The 26586-nt window shown below is 72.6% G+C and carries 12 protein-coding genes; 8 read left to right on the forward strand and 4 right to left on the reverse strand.

Annotation, left to right across the window (positions count from 1 at the left end; all coding sequences use genetic code 11):
- Positions 1-888: 888 nt before the first annotated feature.
- Positions 889-4830, forward strand: a complete 3942-nt coding sequence (locus tag BS72_RS11720) for a GH92 family glycosyl hydrolase (protein WP_078901244.1) — start codon at positions 889-891, stop codon at positions 4828-4830.
- A gap of 109 nt (positions 4831-4939) precedes the next feature.
- On the opposite strand, the gene BS72_RS11725 is transcribed toward BS72_RS11720, so the two are convergent.
- The 4 genes from BS72_RS11725 to BS72_RS11740 form a co-directional block, all read right to left on the reverse strand.
- Entirely contained in the window at positions 4940-6112 is a 1173-nt protein-coding gene (locus tag BS72_RS11725) for a carboxylate-amine ligase (RefSeq protein WP_063836033.1), read from the reverse strand.
- A gap of 185 nt (positions 6113-6297) precedes the next feature.
- Positions 6298-9630 carry a TIM-barrel domain-containing protein gene (locus BS72_RS11730; RefSeq protein WP_107498737.1) on the reverse strand — a complete coding sequence of 1111 codons (3333 nt, stop codon included), beginning with the start codon at positions 9628-9630 and terminating at the stop codon, positions 6298-6300.
- 232 nt (positions 9631-9862) lie between these two features.
- Positions 9863-12340 (reverse strand): beta-L-arabinofuranosidase domain-containing protein, encoded by a 2478-nt coding sequence (locus tag BS72_RS11735; RefSeq protein WP_232792341.1) that lies wholly within the window; start codon positions 12338-12340, stop codon positions 9863-9865.
- A gap of 344 nt (positions 12341-12684) precedes the next feature.
- A complete protein-coding gene (locus BS72_RS11740; protein ID WP_078901245.1) occupies positions 12685-14919 on the reverse strand; it encodes a glutaminase family protein in 2235 nt (744 codons plus the stop codon).
- Between the two features lie 606 nt (positions 14920-15525).
- Between BS72_RS11740 and BS72_RS11745 the strand changes: the two genes are divergently transcribed.
- The 7 genes from BS72_RS11745 to BS72_RS11775 all read left to right on the forward strand — a co-directional run bounded on the left by BS72_RS11745 (position 15526) and on the right by BS72_RS11775 (position 26581).
- Positions 15526-16644, forward strand: coding sequence for an ABC transporter substrate-binding protein (locus tag BS72_RS11745; RefSeq protein WP_037909201.1), 1119 nt, complete (start codon positions 15526-15528; stop codon positions 16642-16644).
- 128 nt (positions 16645-16772) lie between these two features.
- Positions 16773-18539, forward strand: coding sequence for a sugar ABC transporter ATP-binding protein (locus tag BS72_RS11750; RefSeq protein WP_051950952.1), 1767 nt, complete (start codon positions 16773-16775; stop codon positions 18537-18539).
- Positions 18536-19504 carry an ABC transporter permease gene (locus BS72_RS11755; RefSeq protein ID WP_037909202.1) on the forward strand — a complete coding sequence of 323 codons (969 nt, stop codon included), beginning with the start codon at positions 18536-18538 and terminating at the stop codon, positions 19502-19504. Before BS72_RS11750 ends, BS72_RS11755 begins: the two co-directional genes overlap by 4 nt.
- Positions 19501-20508 (forward strand): ABC transporter permease, encoded by a 1008-nt coding sequence (locus BS72_RS11760; protein WP_037909203.1) that lies wholly within the window; start codon positions 19501-19503, stop codon positions 20506-20508. Before BS72_RS11755 ends, BS72_RS11760 begins: the two co-directional genes overlap by 4 nt.
- Positions 20509-20654: 146 nt before the next feature.
- The gene (locus tag BS72_RS11765; RefSeq protein ID WP_037909205.1) at positions 20655-21680 is read left to right on the forward strand and encodes a LacI family DNA-binding transcriptional regulator; all 1026 of its coding nucleotides are present in this window, start codon (positions 20655-20657) and stop codon (positions 21678-21680) included.
- A 315-nt stretch (positions 21681-21995) separates the two neighbouring features.
- Positions 21996-23081, forward strand: a complete 1086-nt coding sequence (locus BS72_RS11770; RefSeq protein ID WP_037909207.1) for an aldose epimerase family protein — start codon at positions 21996-21998, stop codon at positions 23079-23081.
- Between the two features lie 197 nt (positions 23082-23278).
- Positions 23279-26581, forward strand: coding sequence for a GH92 family glycosyl hydrolase (locus BS72_RS11775; RefSeq protein ID WP_051950953.1), 3303 nt, complete (start codon positions 23279-23281; stop codon positions 26579-26581).
- Positions 26582-26586: the final 5 nt, after the last annotated feature.

Raw genomic sequence — 26586 nt, forward strand, 5'->3', positions numbered from 1 at the left:
CCGACGGCCACCCGGACCGTCAACGTCGCCGTCACCACGGCGGGTTGCACCGGCACCGCCGGCTCGTGCCCGCAGGACCTCTCCGCCAGCTACGACACGTCCGGCACCGGCACCGCCGGCACCGCCCCCGGCGGCGGCGGCTTCGACGGGGGCGGCTACACCTTCCCGTCCGAGCAGCTGCCCGCCGCCGGAACCAGCCTGCTGAACGGCCGCGCCTACGCCTTCCCGGTCACCACCGGCAACGCCAAGGACTTCGTCTCCGCCCACGGGCAGACGATCGACCTGACGCAGCGCTCCTACTCGGCCCTGGACGTGCTGCTGTCCGCGCACAACGGGGACGTCACCGGCACCGGAACCGTCCACTACTCCGACGGCTCCACCTCGCAGGTGACGCTCAACGCGACCGACTGGGCGGCCGGTTCGCCCCGGCTGGGCGAGGACGCCGCGGTGAACTGCACCACCCGCTACGACAGCAAGGGCAACTCCGACGGCCTGGCCATCAGCATCTGGCACGAGTCCGTGCCGGTCGACAGCTCCAAGACCGCGGTGTCGCTGACCCTGCCGGACGACTCGCGCATGGCGCTGTACGCCCTCAGCGGCCGCAACGCCTGACCGCGGCCGGTCCGGCCCAGCCGGCCCGGGCCCGTACCCGTCCGCACCGGTTCGAACCGGTCGGACCCGGGCCCGCCCAGACCGCCCCGGCGCCGCCTTCCCGGCGCCGGGGCCCCTGATCAGGCGCTCCCGCCCCCGTGAAGCCCAGGGCCGCGGCGGCGGGAGCGCCGACCAGCCCCAGCGTTCCGCCGCACCCTCCCCGAGACCCCCCACGCGCCCGTGAGAGCCGTGAGCTGGCGTCGTCGTCGACGCCGTGCAGAGAAAGGCAGTTCATCCATGACAAGAGGCCGACCCAGCCGCCCCCTCGCCAGATCACTGCTGGCGGCGGCGCTGTCCCTGGGCCTGACCGCACCCGCGTCCGGGCTCGCCCACGCCGTGTCGGCACCCGGCCACGGCAGCGACGGCCCCGCCTTCAGCACCTCCTTCGAGTCCGGGCAGCCGCAGCCCGCCGCGGACACCGTCGAGACCCGCGGCGGCTCCGCCTGGCAGTCCGGCGTGACCGCCGGCACCGTCCCGGTCCTGGCCGGCAGCCTCAACGACAAGATCGCCAAGGTCACCGCCAGCTCCGAGAACCCGCCGAACGAGAACGCCCCCAAGGCGACCGACGAGGACTCCAGCACCAAGTGGCTGGCCTTCGCCAACACCGCGTGGCTCCAGTACCAGCTCACCGGTGACGAGACGGTGCGCAAGTACGCGCTCACCTCGGCGAACGACTTCCCGACCCGTGACCCCAAGGACTGGGAGCTCCAGGGCTCCGCGGACGGCACGAACTGGACGACGGTCGACACCCAGAAGGGCCAGACCTTCGACAACCGGTTCGCCACGCACGTGTACACCGTCGCCAACCCCGGCGCGTACACGTACTACCGGCTGAACGTCACGGCCAACAACGGGCAGTCCGACGGCACCCAGCTCGCGGACCTGATCCTCTCCGACGGCTCGGCCGCGCCGACGCCCACCCCGGGGATGACCACCGAGGTCGGCAACGGCCCCGCCTCCGGCGCCAACGTCAAGGCCAACGTGGGCTTCACCGGCCTCAAGGCCCTGGAGTACGCGGGCACGCACACCGTCGACGGCCCGGTGCACGCCTACAACAAGCTGTACGACGTGCACATCCCGGTGAAGTCCGACACCCAGCTCTCGTACGACATCTTCCCCGAGCTGACGGCGAGCGACCTCACCTACCCCAGTGAGTACGCCTCGATCGACCTGCGCTTCACCGACGGCACCTACCTCAGCCAGCTGCGCACCCCGGCGCAGGACGGCTACGGGGTGTCGCTGACGCCGAGCCAGCAGGGCGACTCCAAGATCCTGTACGCGGGCCAGTGGAACGCGGTCGCCTCGGACATCGGCAAGGTCGCGGCCGGCAAGACCATCGACCGCATCCTGCTCGGCTACGACGACCCGCACGGCACCGCCGCCGAGGGCTCGCCGACCCAGTTCAAGGGCTGGATCGACGACCTCCAGGTCGGCACCGTGCCCTCCGTCGACCCCAAGGCGAGCTACGCCGACCAGGTCGACACCCGGCGCGGCACCAACTCCTCCGGGTCGTTCTCCCGCGGCAACAACCTGCCGGCGACCGCCGTGCCCAACGGCTTCAACTTCTACACGCCGGTCACCGACGCGGGCTCCGACTCGTGGGAGTACTCCTACGCCGCGCAGAACAACGCGGACAACCTGCCGACCCTCCAGGCGCTGGGCGTCAGCCACGAGCCCAGCCCGTGGATGGCCGACCGCGACCTGTTCCAGGTGATGCCCTCGGACGTCTCCGGCACCCCGGACCTGGACCGCACCAAGCGGGCCCTGCCGTTCAAGCACTCCGACGAGACGGCGAAGCCGCAGTACTACGGCGTGAAGTTCACCAACGGCATCAAGGCGGAGATCGCGCCCGCCGACCACTCCGCGGAGTTCCGCTTCACCTTCCCCGGCAGTGACGGCAACCTGCTCTTCGACAACGTCGACAACAACGGCGGCCTCACCTTCGACGCCGCCAACGGCACCCTCCAGGGCTGGGCCGGGCACAAGTCGGGCCTGTCCACCGGGGCCGGACCGATGTACGTGTACGCCCAGTTCGACCAGACGCCGACCACCGCGCAGAAGGTGACCGGCGCCGGCCGCGACAACGTCACGGGCTACGCGAAGTTCGACACCTCGAAGCAGCACACGGTGACGATGCGGATCGCCACCTCGTTCATCAGTGTCGCCCAGGCCAAGCACAACCTGGACCTGGAGATCCCGGCGGGCACCTCCTTCTCCACCGTCGAGAACCGCGCGGCGGCGCAGTGGAACGCCAAGCTCGGCAAGGTCCAGGTGCAGGGCGCGAGCAGCGAGCAGACGACCACCCTGTACTCCGACCTGTACCGGATGAACCTGTACCCCAACTCCGGCTCGGAGAACACCGGCACCAACAGCAAGCCGGTGTGGAAGTACGCCAGCGCCTACCAGCCGCAGGCCGCCAGCACCGACACCCAGTCCGGTGCCAAGGTCGAGGACGGCAAGGTCTACGTCAACAACGGCTTCTGGGACACCTACCGCAGTGAGTGGCCGGCCTACTCCCTGCTGGAGTCGGACACCGCGGGCGAGCTCGCCAACGGCTTCGTCCAGCAGTACAAGGACGGCGGCTGGACCGCCCGCTGGTCCTCGCCCGGCTACGCCGACCTGATGACCGGCACCAGCTCCGACGTCGCCTTCGCCGACGCCTACGACAAGGGCGTCACCGGCTTCGACGCGCAGGCCGCGTACGAGGCCGCCGTCAAGAACGCCACCACCGTGCCCACCCAGTCCGGCGTCGGCCGCAAGGGCCTGGAGACCTCGGAGTTCACCGGCTACACCAACACCTCCGTCGACGGCAGCATCTCCTGGTCGCTGGACGGCTACATCAACGACTACGGCATCGGCACCATGGCGGCCAAGCTCGCCAAGGACCCGAAGACGCCCAAGGCCGACGTCGAGCGGTACAAGGAGGAGTCGGCGTACTTCCTGGCCCGCGCCGAGAACTACACCACGGTGTTCAACCAGAACACCGGCTTCTTCGAGGGCCGCAACGCCGACGGCTCCTGGCGTGTGCCGGACAGCTCCTACGACCCGAAGACGTGGGGCTACGAGTACACCGAGTCCAACGGCTGGAACTACGCCTTCACCGTCCCGCAGGACCCGAACGGCCTGATCTCGCTGTACGGCGGCCAGCAGAACCTGGAGAAGAAGCTCGACACGTTCTTCTCGACCCAGGAGACCGCGGTCGGCGACACCGGCTCCTACGGCGGCACCATCCACGAGATGATCGAGGCCCGTGACGTCCGCATGGGCGAGCTGGGCATGAGCAACCAGCCCTCGTACGCCATCCCGTACATGTACGACTACGCCGGCGACCCCGCCAAGACCCAGGCGGCCGTGCGGCAGATCGAGCAGCGCCTGTACACCGGCAGCGAGATCGGCGAGGGCTACCCCGGCGACGAGGACAACGGCGCCGCCTCCACCTGGCAGATCTTCAGCGCCCTGGGCATGTACCCGCTCCAGGTCGGCGGCGACACCTACATGATCGGCTCCCCGTCGTTCACCAAGGCCAGCATCCGCCTGGACAACGGCCGCACCATCACGGTCAACGCCCCCGACAACAGCGGCAAGAACGTCTACGTGCAGTCGCTCAAGGTCAACGGCAAGGCCTACGACAAGGTCTACCTGACCCAGGACCAGCTGTCGGCCGGCGCCACCCTCGACTTCACCATGGGCTCCAAGCCCTCGAAGTGGGGCACCGGCAAGGACGCGCTGCCGCCGTCCCTGACCAAGGCCGGCAGCAGCCCCGAGCCGCTGGCGGACACCACCGGCACCGGCAAGGGCACCGGCAGCTCCGCTGACGGCACCGACACCGCGGCGCTGTTCGACAACACCTCGGCCACCTCGGCCACCTTCCCGACCGCGACGCCCCAGGTCACCTGGAGCTACAGCGACGGCAAGGGCCAGAAGGCGTCCTTCTACACCCTGACCTCCGGCAAGACCGCGGGCCAGGACCCGAAGAACTGGCAGCTCCAGGGCTCCAGCGACGGCGGCAAGCACTGGAAGACGGTCGACAGCCGCACCGGCCAGACCTTCTCCGACCGCCAGCAGACCCGGCCGTTCGAGATCGCCCACCCGGGCAGCTACAGCTCCTACCGCCTGGTCGTCTCCGCCAACAGCGGCGGCACCTCCACCACCCTCTCGGAGGTCGAGCTGCTGAGCTGAGGCACCACGGGTCCGGCGGCCGCTCCTCGGCCGCCGGACCCGTACGGCACCGAGGGGGCGCGGCCTCGGCCGCGCCCCCTCGGCGTGCCCGCGCGCACCGGCCGAGCCGTCAGCCGCCGCCGGCGGGGTACCCCGGCGGCGGCCGCCGCGCCGCTCCCCGGCGTGACGCGGCGGGGTCCCGGGGCGGTGGCGGAGCGATCAGGTCGAGCAGCCCGTCCACACCGCCGGCGGACACGCTCGCGCGCTGGCGGTCGGCGCCGGCGCCGCCGTCGAGCAGCTCGCCGACGCCCGCGGTGACGCGCTCCAGGTCCCCCTGGGCCCGCAGGGCCGGGGCGACGTGCTCCAGCAGGGCGCCGACGACCTCGCGTGCCGGCGCCGGCGTCCCGCCCCGCGGGTCGACCAGGACATCGGCCAGCCCGTGCCGGGCGGCCCGCCAGCCCGCGGCGCGCAGCACGGCGTCCGCCGGGTCGCGGACCGGGACGGCGCGCTCCACCTCGCCGAGCGCGGTCACCACCAGGCCGCGGGCGAGCCCGGCCAGCGTCACGGCGCTGCGCACGTCGAGCTGGACGTCGGGCGCGCGGATCTCCAGGGTCGGGTACGTCTCCGACAGCCGGGCGTGCCAGTAGAGCTGCTTGCGGTCGGCCACCACACCGGTGGCCAGCAGCTCGCCGACCTGCCGCTCGTAGTCCTCGGCGCCGGCGGTGAAGGGCGGGCTGCCGCCGGCCGGCCAGCGGCCGAACACGATGGTGCGCCAGCTCGCGAAGCCGGTGTCCCGGCCCGCCCAGAACGGGGAGTTCGCTCCGAGCGCGATCAGCACCGGCAGCCACCGGCGCAGCCGGCCCAGGCAGGACGCGCCGGCCGCCCGGTCCGGCACGGCGACGTGCACGTGCATGCCGTTGATCAGCTGCTCGTCGACCAGCCGGGCCGCGGCCGTCCGCATCTCGCGGTAGCGCCGGTCGGGGGTCACCGGGACCGCCTCGTCCGGCGCGAACGGAGCGCTCCCGGTCGACGCCACCCGGCAGCCGGGGCCGGCGGCGGCGACCACCCCGCGCCGCAGCCGCGCCAGGTGCGCCGCGACCTCGTCAAGGCCCGCGCACACCGGTGTGGCGACCTCGACCTGCGCCTGGAGGAGCTCGCTGTCGACCTCGCCGCGCGCCAGTGCCGGCTCCCGCTCCGCGACCGCCCGGACCCGCGCGGACCCCGGCTCCGGCAGGCCGCCCGGGCCGAGCAGGACGTACTCCTCCTCCACGCCCATCGGCGGGCCGGCACCGGCGGATTCCATAGACGCCGCTTCCTTCGGTCGGGACCGCGGCACGCACACCCTCTCCCCGGTCGCCTATCCGCGACACCGGCGCTGAAACCCCGCCGGGACCGGCCGGGCGGCCCGCGGGGACCGACGGAAGGGCGCGGCCCCGGCCCGGCACATCGGCCGCGCCGGGGGCCGCGCCCCCTCTCCGTCGTACGGGCTCAGCGCAGGGTCACCGTCAGCGCCGTGTGGACGCTGTGCGGCGGCAGGGTCACCGTCAGCCGCCCGGAGGCGGCGTCGTAGCTCCAGGCGTGCGGCGAGAGCCGCTGTCCCGCCGCCGTCACCGTCTGCGGGGCCTTGGCGCCCAGGAACGACACCGTCCAGGTCCGGGTCGCCGGCTGCCCGGCGTAGGAGCCCTTCGTCGGGTCGATCCGCACCGTGGTGGTGGAGCCCGCGTGCACGGTGTGGACCGTGGTGGTGGCGTGCCGGGCCGCGTGGGTGCCGTCGTCCTCGTAGAGGCTGAACGAGCCGGACGCGCCGGGGGAGACGGTCAGCGTGGCCTTGGCCAGGCTGCTCTGGTCGTCGTTCGCGACGTTCCCGGTCCGGGTCGGCACCACGGCGCCGGCCTTCACGAACACCGGCATCGTGTCCAGGGTCGTCGTCACGTCCTGCGTGGTGCCGCCCTGGTAGGTCCTGCCGGTGAACCAGTCGGTCCACTGGCTGCCCGGCGGGAACCACACCGAGGTGGTGGCGGTGCTGCCCGGCGTGGTCACCGGGGCGACCAGCATGTCCGACCCGTACAGGTACTCGCTGCCGGAGGTGGCGTACGCCTGCGTCTCCTCCGGGTACTCCAGGTACGTCGGCCGCACCACCGGCACGCCGGTCTGCTGCGCCTGCTCCGAGAGCGTGTAGGTGTAGGGCACCAGGTCCTCGCGGAGGTTGAGGAACTTCTCCGCCGAGTCCTTCGCCGCCGTGCCGTACTGCCACGGCAGCCGGTCGCTGTGGTTGCCGTGCAGGCGGTCGATCGGCTGGAAGGTGCCCAGCTGCACCCAGCGCGCGTACAGGTCGTCCGGCAGCTTCTTGGTCTGCTGGCCGTCGCTGTTGGTCTCCGAACCGGCCAGCCCCGTCGTGTCGTTGAAGCCGCCGATGTCGTGGCTGACCGCCGACAGACCGGTGGACGCGGACTCGCCGGGCGTGTAGCCGACCTCCATCTTGAGCGTGCCCCAGCTGGAGGAGGTGTCACCCGTGAAGTGCACGGTGGTGCGCTTGTCCGCCCACGGACCGGTCGCCACGCCCGTCGGGCTGCTGTAGCCGCCCGACTGGAGCGAGCCGAACGCCCGCGACAGCACGAAGCCGCGCCCGACGTTCTTGTCCGCGTCCGAGGCGTACTGCTGGTTGATCCACGCGTCCGGTGTCACGCCCTGGAGCGAGGAGTCGGAGTTGTCGCAGCACCAGTCCAGCCACCAGAAGTCCGCGCCGGCCTGCTCCATGTCCTGGTGCAGGTCCATGTACGCCTTCAGCTGGTCCGGGTCGCCGAAGTCGAAGGTGTACGTGCACACGCTGCCGCTGCACGAGTCCTTCGTCAGCTTGCCCTTGGCGGTGGCCTCGGCGGCGGCGAACTGCGGGTCGTCGCTCTTGATGCTGGAGTGGATGTTCAGCGTGTTGTGCAGGCCCTGGCTCTGCGCCCAGTCGTAGAACGCCTTCGGGTCCGGGAACTTGGACGAGTCCATCTCCCACCCGTCCCACGTGTCGGGGGACTTGAAGTCGGTGTCGGTGACCAGCACGTCCAGCGGCACGCCGTCGGCGCGGAACTTCGGCAGGATGGTGTCCTCGTAGTCGGCCGCCGTGCGGTCCATGTACTCGGAGTACCACACGCCGTACGCCCACCGGGGCAGCAGCTCCGACGGCCCGGTCAGGGTCGCCAGGTCCGACAGGCCCTGCTCGTAGTCGTGGCCGTAGCCGAAGAGGTAGCCGTCCTGGTAGGCGCCCGAGCCGTGGCCGGGGCGGGGCGAGGTCTTCCCGGTCGCCGTGTCGTACAGCGCCGAGGAGGTGTCGTCCAGCAGGTACCAGCCGTCCTCGTACAGCAGGCCCGGGGTGGTCTGCGGGTTCCCGTTGTCGCCGTTGACGCCGTCCAGGCCGCGTCGGTAGCCGCCCAGCGCCAGGTGCGGCTGCGGCGCGGCGGCCGCGGCCGGGGCGACGGCGACGGTGTCGGCGTTGACGTGGCAGCTGGTCGCGTCCGGGCAGCCCAGGGTGACCGTGTCATCGCCCGCGGAGAGCCTGACCGGCACCGACGCGGTGCTCCAGGTGTCCCAGTCGGTGGTCGCCGGCAGGCTCACCGTGCTGGTGGTGCCGCCCGCCGTGACGGTGGCCGTGCGCGTCTGGTGCAGGTTGTCGCCGCCGACACCGTTGGCGTACCGCAGGCTGAGCGTGTACGTGCCGTCGGCCGGCACGCCGGTGACGTGCTCGGTCAGCCCCGCGCCCTGGTTCAGCTCGGCGAGGAAGCCGCCGCCGGAGTACCCCTGGTGGTTCGTGGCCGTCTTCGCCGAACCCGAGGCCAGCCCGTCCTCGGCCTCGCAGGACGTGCCGAAGGCGCAGTCGCGCACCGCCGTCGCCGACACGGCCGGGTAGGCCGCGCCGGGCGCCAGCAGCGCCACGCTGTCCACGTTGACGTTGCCGGAGTCCGCCGCGGCGCGGGTCAGCGCCACGCGGTGCTGCCCGGCCGTCAGGTTCAGCGGGACCCGGGCGGTGCTCCAGGTGTTCCAGTCCGCGGTCACCGGCAGCGTCACGCTCTGCGGGGCGCCGCCGTCCACCACCACCGACAGGGTGCGGGTGGTGTTCTTGCCGTCCCCGCCCAGCGCGTTGGCGTACCGGAAGGCGAACTCGTACCCGCCGGCCTGGGCCACGTCCACGGGCGCGGTCACGCCGTTGCCGGACGACTGGAACCCGGCCAGGAAGCCGGTGCCGGTGGCGCCGGTGTGGTCCGAGGCCACGCCCAGCCCCGAGTACGGCAGGCTCTCCGCCTCGCACAGCTGCCCGGTCGTACAGGTCAGCGGGTTCCACGGGGCCGCGGTGACCGGCGCCTGGCCGGCGGTGAGCGCCACCGACAGGTTCTTCGCGGTGAACGGGCCCGAGCCGGTGCGGTACCGCAGCGTCAGCTTGCTGGTCCTGATGGTCAGCCAGCCGCCGGAGGTCGACGTGGTGTACGGGGTGCTGGCGAAGCCGTCCCGGCCGATGGCGTTGAACGTCGCCGCGTCGGTGAACTTCCCGTCGCCCGCGTACTCGGTGCGCACCAGCGTCGGGGAGAGCACCTCGAAGCGCGCGTCACCCGAGGTCACCGTGTGGGGACGGGCGTGGGCGGCGGCGTGCGCGGGGGAGCCGCCGGTGCCGACCAGCGCCAGCGCCGCCGTGCTCAGCGCGACCGCGGCGGCGGTGCGGCGGCGCGCCGCGCCGGAACGGCGGCGCTGGAGCGGGGCGGGAAGCCCGCCGGTCTGGCCCGGCGGGAAGGGTGGTGCCGCGGTGCGGGGCCCGAAGAGCCCTCTGACAGTGCTTCGCATGGCCGTGTGTTCCTCCACCTCGAAAGCGGGTCGGCGGCCCGGCCAGGTCCGAGCCGCCCTGTGCGGTCGCGCTGTGCGGTCGACGCCGCGGGGCGCCCGGTGCGCCCCGCGCGCGGTGCGGTGCGGTGCGCGGCGGGAGCCGGACCCGCGCACGCACGCAAGGTCCGGTCCGCCGGCGGCACCCTCGTACCGCCGGCGAACCGGACCCCGTATGACCTGGCGTGGTGGCCCGTTACCTCTCCACCCGCCAGGCCAGCAGGCCGCCGGAGACGCCGGCCTGCAGCTCCACCCGGACCCGCAGGCCCTTGGTCGTCACCGGCTCGAACGCCACCCGGTTGAAGGTGTCGGCGGCCGTGCCGTAGACGGGTTCGCCGCCGACCGGCTGCCAGGCGCCCGACGCGTCCTGGTACTCCAGCACCCACGAGGCCGGGACCCGGCACGCGCCGTGGCCGGTGTCGTCGTACCAGTACACCGACACCGCGCTCACCCGCGACGGCTCGGCGTAGGTGTAGGCCACCCACTCCTCGGTACCGGTGTGGCCCCACCAGGTGAAGCGCGGCAGGGACTGGTCGTAGGAGTCGGTGGGCTGCGCGCTCTGACCGTTCATCAGCAGCGCCTGCGGGCTGTCCACGCCGCTGAACGAGGCGGTGCAGGCGGCCCACTCCACCGCCTTCGAGCCCGAGCCGGTGGTGGGGAAGGCGGTGACACGCAGCCGCGCCGCCGCCGACGGGATGAGGGTGAGCGCTTCGAGCGTCTCGCCGGTGCGGGCCGGCGAGGGCTGGAGCGGTGCCACGACGTCCTGGTCGTCGGTCTGCCAGGCCGCCACCCGGCGCCCCTTGGCGCGCATCCGCACCGGGGTGCCCTCGTGGGTGAAGGGGTTGTCGCCCCGCGCCCGGGTGCGCTCCAGGACCAGCGAGCCGGCCGGGTCGCGCGAGTCCAGCTCCAGCGCGTAGTTCCACGGCGAGCCGGCCCGCACCTCGTACTCCGGCCAGTCGTCCGTGCCGGCGAACCGGGTCCACTCCTCCTCGATCTGCAACGAGTACTCCAGCGGCCCGTGCGCCACCGACACCGCCTCCCCGTTGACGCCCCAGGAGCGTACCGCCGTGGTCATCGGCAGCCTCAGCTCGACGGTGTCGCGCGGGTGCCAGGTGCGGTCCAGCACCAGGTAGCCGCCGCTGCGCCGGGCCTCGACCGGGCGCCCGCCCAGCAGGACCGACGGCCGCTCGCACCAGCCGGGCACCCGCAGGTACAGCGGGAAGTCGACCGGGCGCGGCGCGTCCAGCACCAGGGTGACGGTCTCGTCGAAGGGGTAGTCGGTGTGCTCGGTGAACCGCACCTGCGTGCCGGCGCCGGGGCCCACCGTGGCCCGTACCTCCGACTCCGCGTACAGCGACGCGCACAGCCCCCCGTCGGGGCTGGCCAGCCACATCTCCTCGGCGTAGTACGGCCAGCCCATGCCGTAGTTGTGCGGGCAGCAGCGGTACTGCGTGAGGCCGGGCATGTACGCCTGCATCGCGAAGGAGTTGTTGAACTGCCCGTGCGACTTGGGCACGTTGTCCAGCTGCACGCTGTTGGCGGAGGTGACGTAGTGGGTGCCCTTCTGGAGCGGGTCGAACGCCGCCGGGAGGGTGTTGAGGGCCAGCTCCTCGCAGCGGTCGGCCCACACCGCGTCGCCGGTGATCCGGGTCAGCAGCTCGTGGCTGTGCATGAACTCCACCACGCCGCAGGTCTCGAAGCCCTGCCGCGGGTCGTGGAACCCGAACCGGACGTTCTCGTCGCCCGCGAACCCGCCGCCCGGGAACTGCCCGTAGGTCCCCATCACCGTGGCGTACACCCGGTCGGTGGCGGCCAGGAACTTCGGGTCGCCGGCCAGCACCCCGTACTGCGCCGGCTCCCGGAAGCCCTGCGCGAGGTTGACGTTGTGCCAGGTCGGCACGGAGGTGACGTAGTCGGCGCTGTTGGCGTGCAGGGTGCGCACCAGGTCCAGCAGGAACGCGTCGCCGGTGCGGTTGTACAGCCAGTACGCCGTGTCGATGGTGTCGCCGACCCGCGTCGAGCCCCAGCCCTGCCCGAACTGCGCCGGCGGCAGCGTGGTGAGGAAGCGCAGCCATCCGGTGAGCGCGTCCAGCACCCGGCCGTCGCCGCTGAACTCGTGCCAGGTGCGCATCGCGTCGAGCACCGGCATGAACGGCCAGTAGTCGGCGTTGCCGTTCAGCGAGGTGCGCAGCGAGGTGGGGCCGAAGAAGCCGTCGGGCTGGCGGGTGGCCAGGATGCGGTCCATCCAGGTCCGCGTCAGCTCCAGGGTGGCGCCGTCTCCGGTGACGTACCCGAGGTCGCCGAAGCCGCGCAGCCAGTACGGCAGCTCCTCCCAGCCGGTGTTGGCGGGGACCGCCCAGCCGCTGTCCGCGGCGAGGTAGTCGGAGATCTCGGACATCCGTCCGTTGAGGCCGCCCAGTTGGAGCTTCAGCTGGGTGCCGAGCCAGCCCTTGGCGGTGGTGCTGCCCGGCGGCAGCCGCAGGAACGCCTCGCGCTGGAGCGGGGCGCGGTTGGCGGTGTAGTGGGGGCGGTCGGTGGGGCCGGCCGGCTGGACCCGGCCGCGCGGGGCGGCGGCGTGCGCGGGCAGGGAGCCGGCGGCGCCGGCCAGGGCGGTCCCGCCGGCGACGGCCAGCGAGCGGGCGAGGAAGGTACGGCGTTCCACGGGGCGGGCCATACGGAGGAGGTCCTTTCTCGCGCCCGGCGGGATGGCACGGCCGGGGGGAGGGCGGTGGCGCGTCAGGAGGGAGCAGACGGGAGCAGACGGGAGCAGACGGGAGCAGACGGGGGAGAGCGCGGGTGACGCGGGGTGGTGCCGGGCAGGCCAGGTGCCGGCGGCGGAGGCACCACCGCCGGCACCCGTCGGCGCGCCGCCCGTCCGGCGGCCGGCCCGCGGGCGGGGCCGGCCGGGAGCGCCGGCCGGGCGGCGGGCTCCCCGACGGGCCCGTCGGGGCGGGCCGGACCAGGCCGGCCGGCGGCCGGCGTCCGGCGCTCCCCGGGCGGGGCCGCCTCGTCGTGCGGCTACTTGCGCAGGCTCAGCAGGGCGAAGATGCCGCCGATCACCGGGCGGTTCTGGAAGCCGCCGCTCTGGTTGTCGGCGACGGTGTCGTACCAGTCGGTGAACGGCACCCGGGTCGACGTGGTGTGCGCGAAGTCGTACAGCGCGCTGACGAGGTACTCGCTGACCGGGTGGCCCTTCAGCCAGGCGGCCGTCCACATCTCCCAGTCGCCCTTGGTGTAGCTGTGCCGCGGGTCCAGCGGGATGCCGTACTGGTTGGCCTGGGTCAGGTACCAGTCGGCCTCCTTCTGCGCGACCGCCTTGGGCACCAGGCCCAGGTCCAGCAGCGCGTCCGGGTAGCCGTTGTACTTCAGACTCCAGGTGCCCGGCTGGTCGTAGGCGAGCTTGAGGTGGTCGCCGGAGGTGTCCTGCGCCTTGGCCACCCACTGGCTGATGTAGCTCTTCGCGGTGGACGTGTACCGCGAGGCGTCCGCGGTGTTCCCGGCCAGCTCCGCGACGCGGGCCATGGCGCCGATCGCCAGGATGCCCTTGAGGGCCAGGTTGGCGCTGTGGGCGATCCAGCCGGTGAAGTCGTCCGTCTGGTTCTGCAGGCCCGGGTCGAGGGCGTTGCCCACCAGGTAGTCGGCCCACTGCTTGAGGATCGCGTAGTGGGCGGTGGCGAAGGCGCGGGCCTCGGAGGAGCCGGTCCGGGACAGGTAGGCGGCCGTCATGATGATCATGTTGGCCGACTCCTCGACCGGCATGTCCTCCTCGTTGCCGTCGTTGTGGCCGCTGGCGTTGGGGTAGCTGGAGCCCAGGTCGTGCTGGGCGAATTCCTTGGGCCAGCCGCCGTTCTCGGGGTAGTCCAGCATCGGCTGGAGCAGCAGCCCGAGGTACTCCGGGTCGAGGTAGACGAACGCCGGGATGCCCGGGTACGTCACGTCGGTCGAGGACACGTTGCCGTCGGAGGAGATCTCCTTCAGGAACGCCCACGGCTTGCCGTTGCGGCTGACCAGCTCGGTGCCGGCGTACGCCTGGCGCAGCGCCAGCGCGCACAGCGCCGCGTACTTCGGGCCGCCGGCCGCGGTGGCCTCCTTGCGCACCTTCTCGTCCAGGGCGTCGGCCCGCCTGGCCGCGGCGGCGACGTCGGCGTGGAAGAAGCCGGCCGCGTCCTGCCAGTCGGTGAAGTACGTGCGCCACAGCGGCGGCAGCTGCTCGCCCAGGTAGCTGACGGCAGGCTCGCGGACGTGGCCGATGGACAGCACCGCCTGGGTGGTGGTGCCGCGCACGGTGCCCAGGTCGAAGTGGAAGGCGAAGACCGGCCAGGAGTCGCTGATGGCGCGCGGCATGTTCGTCTCGGCGGTGTTGCCGAGCTTGCCGTCGGCCAGCGCCGCGGTGCGCACCGCGGCGTCGGCGCCGATCTGCCAGGTCAGCCCGGAGCGCTTGGTGGCACTGAAGACGACGGTGCCCCAGGAGGCCATGTCGCCGTTCTCCTTGAGGACACCAGGGGAGTCCGGGGCGAATGACAGCGTTGTCAGGCTCGTTCCGGACGGCCCGGACACCTCGTCGTGCGCCCACCCGATCTTCGTCCCGGAGTCACCGGAGGCCCACTCGCCGGAGATGTCGAAGTACAGCGAGGCGGTGTGCGCCTTCCCGTCCAGCGACCGCACCTCGGAGATCACGTACGACAGCGGCAGCGACTGGCGCCGCAGGTCGCCCGGCTCCACCGGGGAGTGGAAGGTCAGCGTCAGCCGCACGCCGCCGGCGTCGAACTCGAACCGGGTCCGGGTGGCGGTGATGGTCAGCGAGTGCTGCACCGCGCCGCGCGGCAGCGGGTGGTCGGGCACGTTGGGTGCGCCGAGGAAGAGGAAGTCGGTGCCGTCCACCCGCAGGATGCCGGTGAACGCGGTGATGCGGCCGGTCCAGAAGGTCGGCCAGTGGCCGGTCGGACTGTCGGCGCCCACCCACGTGCTCAGGTAGGGCGAGCGCACCACCAGCGGCACGGACGGCGGTCGCAGCGGGTCGAAGTCCGGCGTCGCCGCGGTGGCCGCCGCCGCGGTGGCTTCGTCGCCGTGCGCGTCGGCGGTCGCGGCCTGCGCGACGCCCGGCAGCAGCCCGGTGCCGGCCGCGGCGAGGCCGGCCGCGCCGCCCCAGCGGATCAGGCCGCGGCGGCTGAAGCCGCCGTCCGGGGCGCCGGCGGCGGGCGCCTCGGCCGGGGCGGCCTCGGGCAGATCGGCGTGGGCGTTCCTGTCAGTCATCGGTACTCCTCCAGGAGCCGCTGCGAAGAGCGGAAGGGCGGGGCGGAGCGGCGCACGGCGGGGCGGGCGCCTGCGAGATCGCCTCGGAGGTGGGCCGTGCGGATCGCGGCGCGGTGGCACGGGAGAGCGTGCGGTGGTTGCCGCGCGGCCCACGTCGGCGGGAGCTGTACTACAACGATGTAAAGCGGAGCACGAAGATGACAGCACAGCCCCGGATGGCATGTCCACCCCCGCGTCGACAGAGGTTTCCGTGGTGTTACCGGCCTCTCCCGGTGCTGTCTGCTACCGCCAACACCCATCGCGAACTGCGGGTTTGGCGTGCATTCAACTCGCCCAGGAGGTGGGTGGCGGCGTCGTCGGACGGGTTCCACTTATTTCTGACGTGACATCAGATCATCTCCGATGGCTGCGAGATGGACTCGATCCGAGCGATCCCGAAGCAATGTCTTGACAGCGATCGGGGTCATACTCCACTGTCCATCTACATCGTTGTAACACCCTTTCAGGCCAGGTCGCTCCGCAAGCCGAGCCCGGCCGGTTCCCCTTCGAAGTTCCGCACGAACTCCCGCACGCCCCGTACCGTTTCGACGAGGATGTGATCGGCGCATGTACGCCACCCTCCGGGCCAAGGCCGTGACCGCCGCGGTGCTCACCGCCGGCCTGTGTCTGACCGCGACCGCCTGCACCAACTCGGGCAACGACTCCGGCAAGGACACCGCCACCGCCGCGGCCTCCGACAACACGGCCGCCGCCCAGCAGACGGCGACCCCCACCGCGTCGGCCACCGGTCCCGCCTGCACCTACCAGACCTACGGCGGCGGTGTGTCGAAGCTCGACATCACCGACGGCAAGACCGTGGTCGGCTTCTCGCAGTCGGAGTCCACCAGCAACCCGTTCCGGGCCACCGAGACCAAGAGCATCGAGCAGCAGGCCAAGTCGCTCGGCGTCAAGCTCATCGAGCGCAACGCCAACGCCGATGTCAACGCCCAGAACTCGCAGATCGAGGACATGATCGCGCAGGGCGCCAAGGCGCTCATCGTCGCTCCCGAGAACTCCGACGGCCTCGGCCCCGCGCTCGCCCAGGCCAAGGCGAAGAAGATCCCGGTGCTCACCATCGACCGCACCGTCACCGGCACCGCCTGCTCGGACTTCGTCGCCTTCATCGGCTCCGACTTCTACGGCCAGGCGCAGATCGCCGCCGACGACCTCGCCGGCGCCACCGGCCAGGCCGCCCACGTGGCGATCCTGACCGGAACCCCCGGCAACAACGTCACCACCGACCGGACCAAGGGCTTCCAGGACGAGGTCAAGGCCAAGTACCCGAACGTCAAGATCGTCGCCTCGCAGACCGGCAACTTCGACCAGACCGACGGCCAGAAGGTGATGGAGCAGCTGCTCCAGGCGCACTCGGACATCAACGCCGTCTACGCCGAGAACGACGAGATGGCCCTGGGCGCCATCCAGGCGATCAAGTCCGCCGGGAAGACCCCCGGCAAGGACGTCAAGATCGTCTCCATCGACGGCATCCAGCAGATGGTCCAGAACGTCTCCTCCGGCCTGGCCGTCGCCGACATCGAGACCAACCCGCGCTTCGGCCCGCTCGCCTTCCAGGCGCTCCAGGACTTCTACGGCACCGCCGGGGTCCAGGACAAGGTGATCATCAAGGACGGCCACTTCACCACGGCCAACGCCAAGCAGGCCCTCGACCAGGGCCTGGTCTACTGACCGCAGCGCCGGGCCGGTCGGGCCGCGGCGGACGGGCCGGCACCGGCCCCTCCGACCGCCCCCGCCCGGCCCGGCGCCCCGGCTCGCCGGCGCCGGCCCGCGGCGGCAGCCCGTACGAGGAGACACACGTGGCAGACGTGGCAGACGGGGTCCCCAACGACCCGGGCCCCGGTAGCGACCCCGTCCTGGAGGTCGCCGGGGTCAGCAAGAGCTTCGCGGGCGTGCACGCCCTGCGCGGCGTGGACTTCACCCTGCGCCCCGCCGAGGTGCACGCCCTCATCGGCGAGAACGGTGCCGGCAAGTCCACCCTGATCAAGGTGATGACCGGGGTGTACCGGCCGGACGCCGGCACCGTCCGGCTGGCCGGGCGGCCCCGGGAGTTCCGCAACCCGCTGGAGGCCCAGGCGGCCGGGATCTCCACCATCTACCAGGAGGTCAACCTCGTCCCGCTGATGTCGGTGGCCCGCAACCTGTACCTGGGCCGCGAACCGCGCCGCCTGGGCCTGGTCGACACCGGCCGGATGAACCGCGAGGCCACCGAGGTGCTGGGCCGCTTCGGGGTCGACGTCGACGTCACCCGGCCCCTTCGCACCCTGGGCCTGGGCGCCCAGCAGATGGTCGCGCTGGCCCGCGCGGTACAGGTCGACGCCCGCGTGGTCATCATGGACGAGCCCACCTCGTCCCTGGAGCCGCGCGAGGTCGAGACCCTCTTCTCCGTCATCCGCCGGCTCAAGGAGCAGGGCATCGCGGTGGTCTACGTCAGCCACCGGCTCGACGAGCTCTACGCCGTCTGCGACCGCGTCACGGTCATGCGCGACGGCGAGGTGGTGCACACCGGCGACATCGCCCGGCTGGAGCGGCTCAGGCTGGTCTCGCTGATGCTCGGCCGCGAGATGGCCGCCGTCCGGGACAAGGGCACCACGGCCTTCGACGCCGGCCGGCGCGATGCGAGGAGCGGCCAACCCGCCCTGCGCGCGACGAACCTGACGGTCCGCCACCGAGTACGGGACGTCTCGGTGGAGGTGCACCCCGGCGAGGTGGTCGGCCTGGGCGGGCTGCTCGGCGCCGGCCGCAGCGAGACCGCCAAGGCGATCGTCGGCGCGCTGGGCACCGAGTCCGGCACCGTCGAGGTGGAGGGGCGCGAGCTGCGCCGCCGCAGCCCGGCCGGGTCGATCCGGGCCGGCGTCGTCATGCTGCCCGAGGACCGCAAGGTGGAGGGCATCATCCCCAACCTGTCGGTGCGCGAGAACATCTCGCTGGCCGCGCTGCCGCGGCTCTCGCGCGGCGGCATCGTCTCCCGCGCGAAGCAGGACGAGGTGGTCCGCTTCTTCATGGACCGGCTGCGGATCAAGGCGTCCGGCCCGGACCAGAAGGTCGGCGACCTCTCCGGCGGCAACCAGCAGAAGGTGCTGCTGGCCCGGTGGCTGTGCCTGAACCCCAAGGTGCTGCTGCTCGACGAGCCCACCCGGGGCATCGACGTCGGCGCCAAGGCCGAGGTGCAGGGCCTCATCGACGAACTCGCCGGCGAGGGCCTGGGCGTCCTGCTGATCTCCTCCGACCTGGAGGAGCTGATCGAGGGCTCCGACCGGGTGGTCATCCTCAAGGACGGCCGGGTCGTCGGGCACCTCTCCGGTGAAGAGGTCACCGAGGAGGGCCTGCTCGACGCCCTCGCCACCGCGCCCGCCGCCGCCGACCAGGCCCCGCCCGACGGCGCGGCCGCTCCGCCCGCCGAGCCCGAGCCCGCGCCCGCAGAGCCCGAGCCCGCGCCCGCCGAGCCCGAGAAAGCCGAGCCCGACCCCGCGACCCCGACCGCCGAGCCCGACGACCGGCCCGGCGCGGCCGGGGGGAAGGACCCCGGCGCCGTAGCGCCCGCCGCCAAGGAGAAGCAGCGATGACCACCCTCAGCTGGGCCGGCCGCCCGGCCCTCGACCGGGCCAGGGCGCTGCGCCTGCTCCAGGACTACGGCGTGTACGCCGCCCTGGTCGCGCTCTTCCTGGTCGCCGTCGGACTGGACACGTCCTTCGTCCAGATGAGCAACATCCGCGTGCAGCTCTTCCAGGTCGCCCCCACCCTGCTGGTGGCGCTCGGCATGGCGCTGGTGATCGGCACCGAGGGCATCGACCTGTCGGTGGGCGCGGTCATCGCGCTGGCCGCCTCCGTCGTGCCGCTCTACGCCGGCTACGGCCTGGGCCCGGTGCTGGTGGTCGGGCTGCTGCTGGGCGCCGCCTCCGGCGCGCTCGGCGGCGCGATGGTCGCCCTGGCCCGCATCCAGCCCATCGTCGCCACCCTCTCGCTGATGATCGGCGTGCGCGGCCTGGCCGAGATCGTCAACGGCAACTCCGCCAAGCCCGTGACCCAGTCCGGCGTGCTCGACCTCGGCACCAGCAACATCGCCGGGCTGCCGGAGATGGCGTGGATCGCCGCCGGGTGCGCGGTGCTGACCGGCCTGCTGGTCCGCCGCACCACCTTCGGCCGGCACCTGGTCGCCATCGGCGACAACCGCCAGGCCAGCCGGCTCGCCGGCCTGCCGGTACGGCGGGTGCTGATCACCGTCTACGTCATCTCCGGGGTGCTGGCAGCGCTGGCCGGGGTGCTGATCGTCGGGCACGGCGCCGAGGCGGACCCCGCCAACCAGGGCCTCAACATGGAACTGAACGCCATCACCGCCGTCGTGGTCGGCGGCACCCCGCTGTCCGGAGGACGGGTGCGGGTGCTCGGCACGGTGGCCGGCGCGCTGTTCATGCAGCTGATCACCGCTGTGCTCACCCAGCACAACGTGCACACCTCCTACACCCAGATCGTCGAGGCGGTCATCATCGCCTTCGCCGTGTACGCCTCGCAGGAGCGTGGTACCCGATGACCGCACCCATGGCCGTCGCGCCGGCCCGCGCCGCCGTCGCCGGCGCCCCCGCCACCACCCTCGGCGAGCGGCTGGCCGGGCAGATCCAGCGGCGCGGCGCGCTCGCCGTCCTCGTCGTGGTCTGCGCCATCGCCTCCGCGACCTCCTCCACCTTCCCGACCTGGTCCAACATCAGCAGCATCCTGGGCAACAACTCCTTCGTGTGGCTGCTGGCCCTCGGCATGACCTTCGTGATCATCACCGGCGGCATCGACCTGTCGGTCGGCTCCATGTACGCGCTCGGCGGGGTGCTCGGCGCCTACGGTGCCACCCACGGAACCTGGCTGGCGATCCTGCTGCCCCTGGCGGTCGGCGCCGCGTGGGGCGCCGTCCAGGGACTGATGGTGGCCCGCGCCAGGATGGCGCCGTTCATCGTCACCCTGGTCGGACTGCTCGGCCTGCGCGGGCTCCTCCAAGCCGTCACCAACGAGGGCGCCACCACCTACCTGGTGCCGCAGCACTCCGCGTTCCGCTCCCTGGGCCAGGGCACCTGGACCCCGGTCCTGATCACGGCCGCCCTGTTCGCGCTGGGCGCGCTGCTGCTCAACCGGACCAGGTACGGTGCCACGCTGACCGCGCTGGGCGGCAACGAGAACGCCGCGCTCCTGCTCGGCCTGCCGGTGGCCCGCGCCAAGGTGCTGGTCTACCTGCTGTCGGGCACCCTGGCCGCGGCGGCCGGCGCGCTCGGCGGGGCCCGGCTCGGCTCCGGCGTCACCACCATCGGCGTCGGGTACGAACTGACCGCCATCGCCTCGGTGGTGATCGGCGGCACGCTGCTCACCGGCGGCAGCGGATCGATCGGCGGCACCGTCTGCGGGGTGCTGCTGCTCGCGGTCATCCACAACCTGATCGACCACTACTTCTCGCAGTACGGCTCCGCCTTCACCGACACCGTCAACGGCGGGTTCCTGGCTGTGGTAGTCCTCATGCAGACCCTGCTCAGCCGCACCCAGCAGCTGGAGTGACCCCGGACCACCGCACCGGCCGCGGGGCGTCCGCGGAACCCAACGCACCCGCCGCTTCCGTCAGGCCCGCCGCCGCCCCCGGCGTGCCCGCCCGGTCGCCGGCACGGAGCCGGACCGCTCGGCCGGTCCACTGAGAAAGGAATGCCGTGGGCGTCAGCCTGAAGGATGTCGCGCTGCGCGCCGGCGTGTCCGTCAAGACCGTCTCGAACGTCGTCAACGACTACCCGCACGTCACCCCGCGCACCCGCGAACGTGTCCAGCGCGCCATCGACGAGCTGGGCTACCGGCCCAACCTGACGGCCCGCCACCTGCGCAAGGGGCGCACCGGCCTGATCACGCTGGCCATCCCCGAACTGGGCAACCCCTACTTCGCGGAGGTGGCCGGCGCGGTGATCGACGCGGCCGGCCGGCACGACCTGACCGTGCTGCTCGACCACACCGCCGGCCTGCGGGAGAAGGAGGTCCTGGTCTCGCAGGGCTTCCGCTCCCACGTCATCGACGGCCTCATCCTCAGCCCCATCCGGCTGGAGCGCGAGGACCTGCTCGCCTTCACCGAGGGCCCGCCCATGGTGCTGCTCGGCGAGCGCGAGTACGACGGCCCGTTCGACCACATCATGATCGACAACGTGGGCGCGGCCCGGGTCGCGGTCCGCCACCTGCTCGACCTCGGCCGCCGCCGGATCGCCTTCCTCGGCGCCCGCAGGGAGAGCGACCGGCAACCCGCCCACCTGCGGCTGCGCGGCTGGCGGGAGGCCATCGCGGGGGCCGGCCTGGCGCCCGACGAGTCCATGGTGGTGGCCACCGAGGGCTACGACCGGGCCGACGGCGCCGCCGCGATGGCCTCGCTGCTGGACCGCGACAAGCGGCCGGACGCCGTCTTCGCCTACAACGACCTGATGGCGCTGGGCGCCATGCGCACCCTCGTCGAACGCGGTCTGCGGGTCCCCGAGGACATCGCCGTCGTCGGCTTCGACGACATCGAGGAGGGCTCCTACGGTGCCGTCTCGCTGAGCACCGTCTCGCCGGACAAGGCGGCCATCGCCTCGCTCGCCGTCGAGTGCCTGGTGGAGCGGATCGCCGGCCGCGACGGCGAGCAGCCGCTCGCCCCACGCCGCATCCTGCCCGGGTACCGGCTCATCGTCCGGGAGTCCACCGCGATCCGCAGATCCTGACCCGCCGCCTCCGGCCCGGGAACCCGGGGCGCCCGGCGGGGAGCCGAGCCGGGTACGGCGGGTCGGCGGTCCGGACGCCGCCGGGAGTTCTCGGCCGAAAGGCCCGCGAACACCCGGCCCGGACCCCTGAGCCGCGGTGACCGCGGCCTCCCCGCCCGGCCCGCGCCGCCCTCCCCGTACGACCCGCGTCCGCGCGACGCCGCACGCCAACGCCCCACGCCAACGCCCCACGCCACCGAACCACGCCACCGAACGACGCCGCACCCGCCGAGCGCCAAGCCCCTGCCGCCCACGACACGTCCGAGGATGTCGAGGATGAACCCGTCCCGTGCCACCCTTTCCGGCTCGCCGTTCGGTACCGCCCCCGACGGCAGACCGGTGCGCCGCTGGCGGCTCGACTCCGCAGCCGGGGTGAGCGCCGAGGTCCTCAGCTACGGCGGGACCCTGCACCGGCTGCGGGTGCCCGACCCCTCGGGCGCCGTCGGAGACGTCGTGCTCAGCCTGCACGGCCTCGACGGGTACACCGCCGAACAGCCCTACCTCGGCGCCCTCGTGGGCCGCTACGCCAACCGCGTCGCCCAGGGCCGCTTCACGCTCGACGGCCGCGCCCACCAGGTGCCCGCCGCCGACCGGGGCCACGCCCTGCACGGCGGCCCCGACGGCTTCAACCGGCGGGTGTGGGAGGCCGCCCCCGACGCCGCCAACGGCCCCGACCTGGCAGCGCTCCGGCTCGAACTGCACAGCCCCGACGGCGACATGGGCTTCCCCGGCGCACTCGACGCCACCGTCGTCTACAGCCTGGACCGGCACGGCACCCTGGCCGTCGACTACCGCGCCCGCACCGACCGGCCCACCGTCGTCAACCTCACCAACCACGCCTACTTCAACCTCGCCGGCCGCGGCGACATCCTCGGCCACACCCTCGCCCTGGACGCCGACAGCTACCTCCCGGTCGACGCCGAGGCCATCCCGTCCGGGCCGCCCGAGGCCACCGCCGGCGGCCCGTTCGACTTCCGGGAGCCCCGCCCGATCGGCGGGCGCATCGCCGAGGACCACCGGCAGCTCGCCGACGCCGGCGGCTACGACCACTGCTTCGTGCTCACCCCCGGCCCCGCCGGGCTGCGCCGCGCCGCCCGGCTCGCCGACCCCGGCAGCGGTCGGGCGATGGAGGTCTGGACCACCGAACCCGGCATCCAGGTCTACACCGGCAACTCCCTCGACGGTTCGCTCACCGGTCCGGCCGCCGAACCCTACGGGCGGTACGCGGCGGTCTGCCTGGAGACCCAGCACTTCCCCGACGCCCCCAACCACCCCGAGTACCCCAGCACGGTGCTGCGGCCGGGGGAGGAGTTCCGCTCCCGCACCGAGTTCCGCTTCCCGCATCTGGCCGCCGAGCGCTGACGGCACCACCGCGTCCCACCCCGCCGGCGCACGCCCCGCCTCGTCCCGCCTCGTCCTGCCTTGTCCCGCTCCGCCCCCCGGGCGTGCGGGGCGAGTTCGGCCGGTAAGCCACGGCTGTTCACCGAACTGTCGCCCTGCCAAGATCGGATACCGACGTTCCGCTTGCTCCGCACAGTGTTCGAGAGAGGAAGGCCGGCATGCCCAGCGCCCCCAGCAGGCGGCGAACCTGGCGGAAAGGGGCGGGCGGGCTGCTGCTCGCCGCGCTCCTGTCCGGTGGCCTGACCGCCGTACCCGCCCAGGCCGCCCAGACCGCCCCGCCCGGCGACCCGACCTCCGATGTCGACCTCTTCGTCGGTACCCAGGACAACGCGTCCGCCAACGGCACCGAGAGCGCCTACGGCGACACCACGCCCGGCGCCACCACGCCGTTCGGGATGGTGAACTTCAACCCGAACACGTACAACACCAAGGGCGGTTCGTACACCAACCAGGGCGGTTACGAGTACGACGCCGACCAGATCCGCGGCTTCTCCCTCAACCGGATCTCCGGCACCGGCTGCGCCGGGCACAACGGAGCCGAGGACTTCCCGATCTTCCCGTACACCGGTCAGCTGGCGGACGGAGTGCTGCCGAGCAACCCGGCGGCCGGCATCAAGCCGTACTACGCGGACTTCAGCCACGACCAGGAGAGCGCGAGCCCGGGCTCCTACAAGGTGACCCTCGGCAACGGCGTCACCAGCGAGCTGACGGCCACCACGCGCACCGCCGACGGCCGCTTCACCTTCCCGTCCGCCGGCTCCTCCGGCACCCTGCTCTTCGACACCGCCGGCTCGCTCAACGGCAGTTCGGACTCGACCGTCCGGGTGCTCGGCAACGATGTCATCGAGGGCAGCACCACGGTCCAGGCCACCTGCAAGCAGGGCACGGCCTACAACTACACCGCGTACTTCCACGCGAAGTTCGACCAGCCCTTCACCTCGGCCGGCACCTGGCAGGACGGCGCGATGAGCGCCGTCCCCGACCTCGGCGCGGCCACCGACGTCTCCGCCTCCTCGACCGCGGCGGACGGCACCGGCGCCTTCGTCGGGTTCGCGCCCGGCTCGAAGGTCACCGCGCGGATCGGCCTGTCCTACGTCTCCGACGCGGACGCCGCCCAGAACCTCGCGGCCGAGGCCGGCACGAAGAGCTTCGACACCCTGCGCGACCAGGCCCACGGCACCTGGCGGGACACGCTGCGGCAGGTCGCCGTCACCAGCGGCAAGCCGACCGTCGCGGCCCGCGAGGAGCAGCTGACCACCTTCTACACCGCCCTCTACCACTCGTTGCTGCACCCCAACGTCTTCGACGACGTCAACGGGGAGTACGAGGGGTACGACAAGAAGGTGCACACCGTACGGCCCGGCCACCACGAGTACACCACGTACTCCGGCTGGGACGTCTACCGCGACGAGGCGCAGCTGATCGGGCTGCTCTTCCCCGACCGCGCCTCCGACATCGACCAGTCCATCACCGACATGGCCACCCAGGTCGGCGTGTACAACTGGCCGATGCTCAACGCCGGCCAGAACAAGATGGACGGCGACTCGCTCGACTCGGTGCTGGCCTCCCTGGACGCCTTCGGGGGCACCGACTACGACCGGGCCGGCGCGCTCGCCGCGCTCAAGAGCGCCCAGACCCTGGTCGCCAACGACGCGCCCGGCGCCCCGTCCGGCGGCGTTCCCGCCGCCAACCACCGGGCCGGCTTCTACCAGTACGCCGCGCTCGGCTTCGAACCCGACAGCGCCGGCGTGCAGTGGCCCACCTCCACCTCGCTGGAGTACGCCGTCGACGACTTCGGCATCGCCCAACTCGCGCAGAGCGAAGGCGACTCCGCCGCCTACGACACCTTCATGGGGCGCGCCCAGAGCTGGCAGGACCTCTTCGACCCGGGCCAGAACGCACTGGCCCCGCGGAACAAGAACGGCTTCGACCGCGGCGTGTCGCTGACCGCCAACACCGGCCAGTTCTCCGAGGCCAGCGGCGCCCAGTACGGCTGGATGGTGCCGCAGGACATCGCCGGACTCGTCGCCAAGAAGGGCGGAACCGCCCAGGCCGAGGCCCAGTTGGACGCGTTCTTCGCCAACTTCGCTCCCGGTGGCCCCGGCAGCGTCAACCCGGGCTCCAACAGCCCCTACGCCTACATGTCCAACGAGATCGACTCGCAGGACCCGGAGCTGTACGACTGGATCGGCCGCCCGGACCGCACCGCGGAGGTCAACCAGGAGATCCGGGACGCGCTGTGGACCTCCAACACCCCTGACGGCCTCTACGGCAACGACGACCTCGGCGCCCTGTCCGCCTGGTACGTGTGGTCCTCGCTCGGCGTCTTCCCGGCCGTCTACGGCCGCTCCGAACTTGCCGTCTCCGGACCGGCGTTCACCTCCGTGCAGATCACCAGCTCCGGCACCGGCCGGCACTACGCCATCAAGGCGCCCCAGCAGAGCGACAGCGCCAAGTACGTCACCGGCCTGCGGGTGAACGGCAGGGCGACCACGGCCACCTGGCTGCCGGAGTCCTTCGCGCAGCACGGCGGCACCCTGGAATTCACCATGGCGTCCAAGCCCGGCACCTGGGGCACCGGCGCGAAGGACGCGCCGCCCTCCTTCAGCACCGGCTCGGACTCCTACAACAACGTGGGCGCCAGCCCCGCCGGTGAGGGCGACCTCGCCAGCTTCGACGTGTCCAACAACTCCTACCAGGCCGGCCTGCTGCCCAAGGGCGGCTCCACCGTCTCCCTCCCGGGCAGTTCCGTCACCTACACCTGGCCGGACACCGCCGCCGGCGCGCCCGACAACTGGGTGCCGCACGGCCAGACCGTGGACATGCGCGGGCAGCGCGCCGGCGCGATCTCCTTCCTCGGCGCCGCCACCAACGGCCCCGCGGCCGGCACCGCCTCCGTCAACTACACCGACGGCACGCACCAGGTGGTGGCGATCGACCTCAACGACTGGACCTCGCCGAACCTGCCCGCCGGCGCGAACACCACCGTGCTGACCACCGCCCACCGGAACAACGCCAACGGCACCCAGGACAACACGGCGGCCAACATCTACGGCACCGCGCCGGAGGCCCTCGACAGCTGGAAGTCGATCGCCAGCGTCACCCTGCCGACCGACACCGACCAGGGCGTCATGCACGTCTTCGCGGTCGGCACCGCGCCGGTGGCCGCCACCGCGCTGACCGCCTCCTCCGCGCTGCCGGCCGGCAGCGGCACCGCCTTCGCGGCCGACCTCGCCGACCTGTCCGGCGGCACGGCGACCGCGCCGGGCGGGTACCGCGTCAGCGTCGACTGGGGCGACCACCACACCGGCGCCGCCACCGTCCTCGCCCTGGACGACACCGGCCGCTACTCGGCCTTCGGCACCCACACCTACGCCCGCCGCGGCACCTACCGCGTCACCGTCCGGATCTCCGACGGGACGCACACCGCGACCACCAACGGCACCGTGGACGTGTCCTGATGGCC

Source organism: Actinacidiphila yeochonensis CN732 (genome assembly GCF_000745345.1).
GTDB lineage: Bacteria > Actinomycetota > Actinomycetes > Streptomycetales > Streptomycetaceae > Actinacidiphila > Actinacidiphila yeochonensis.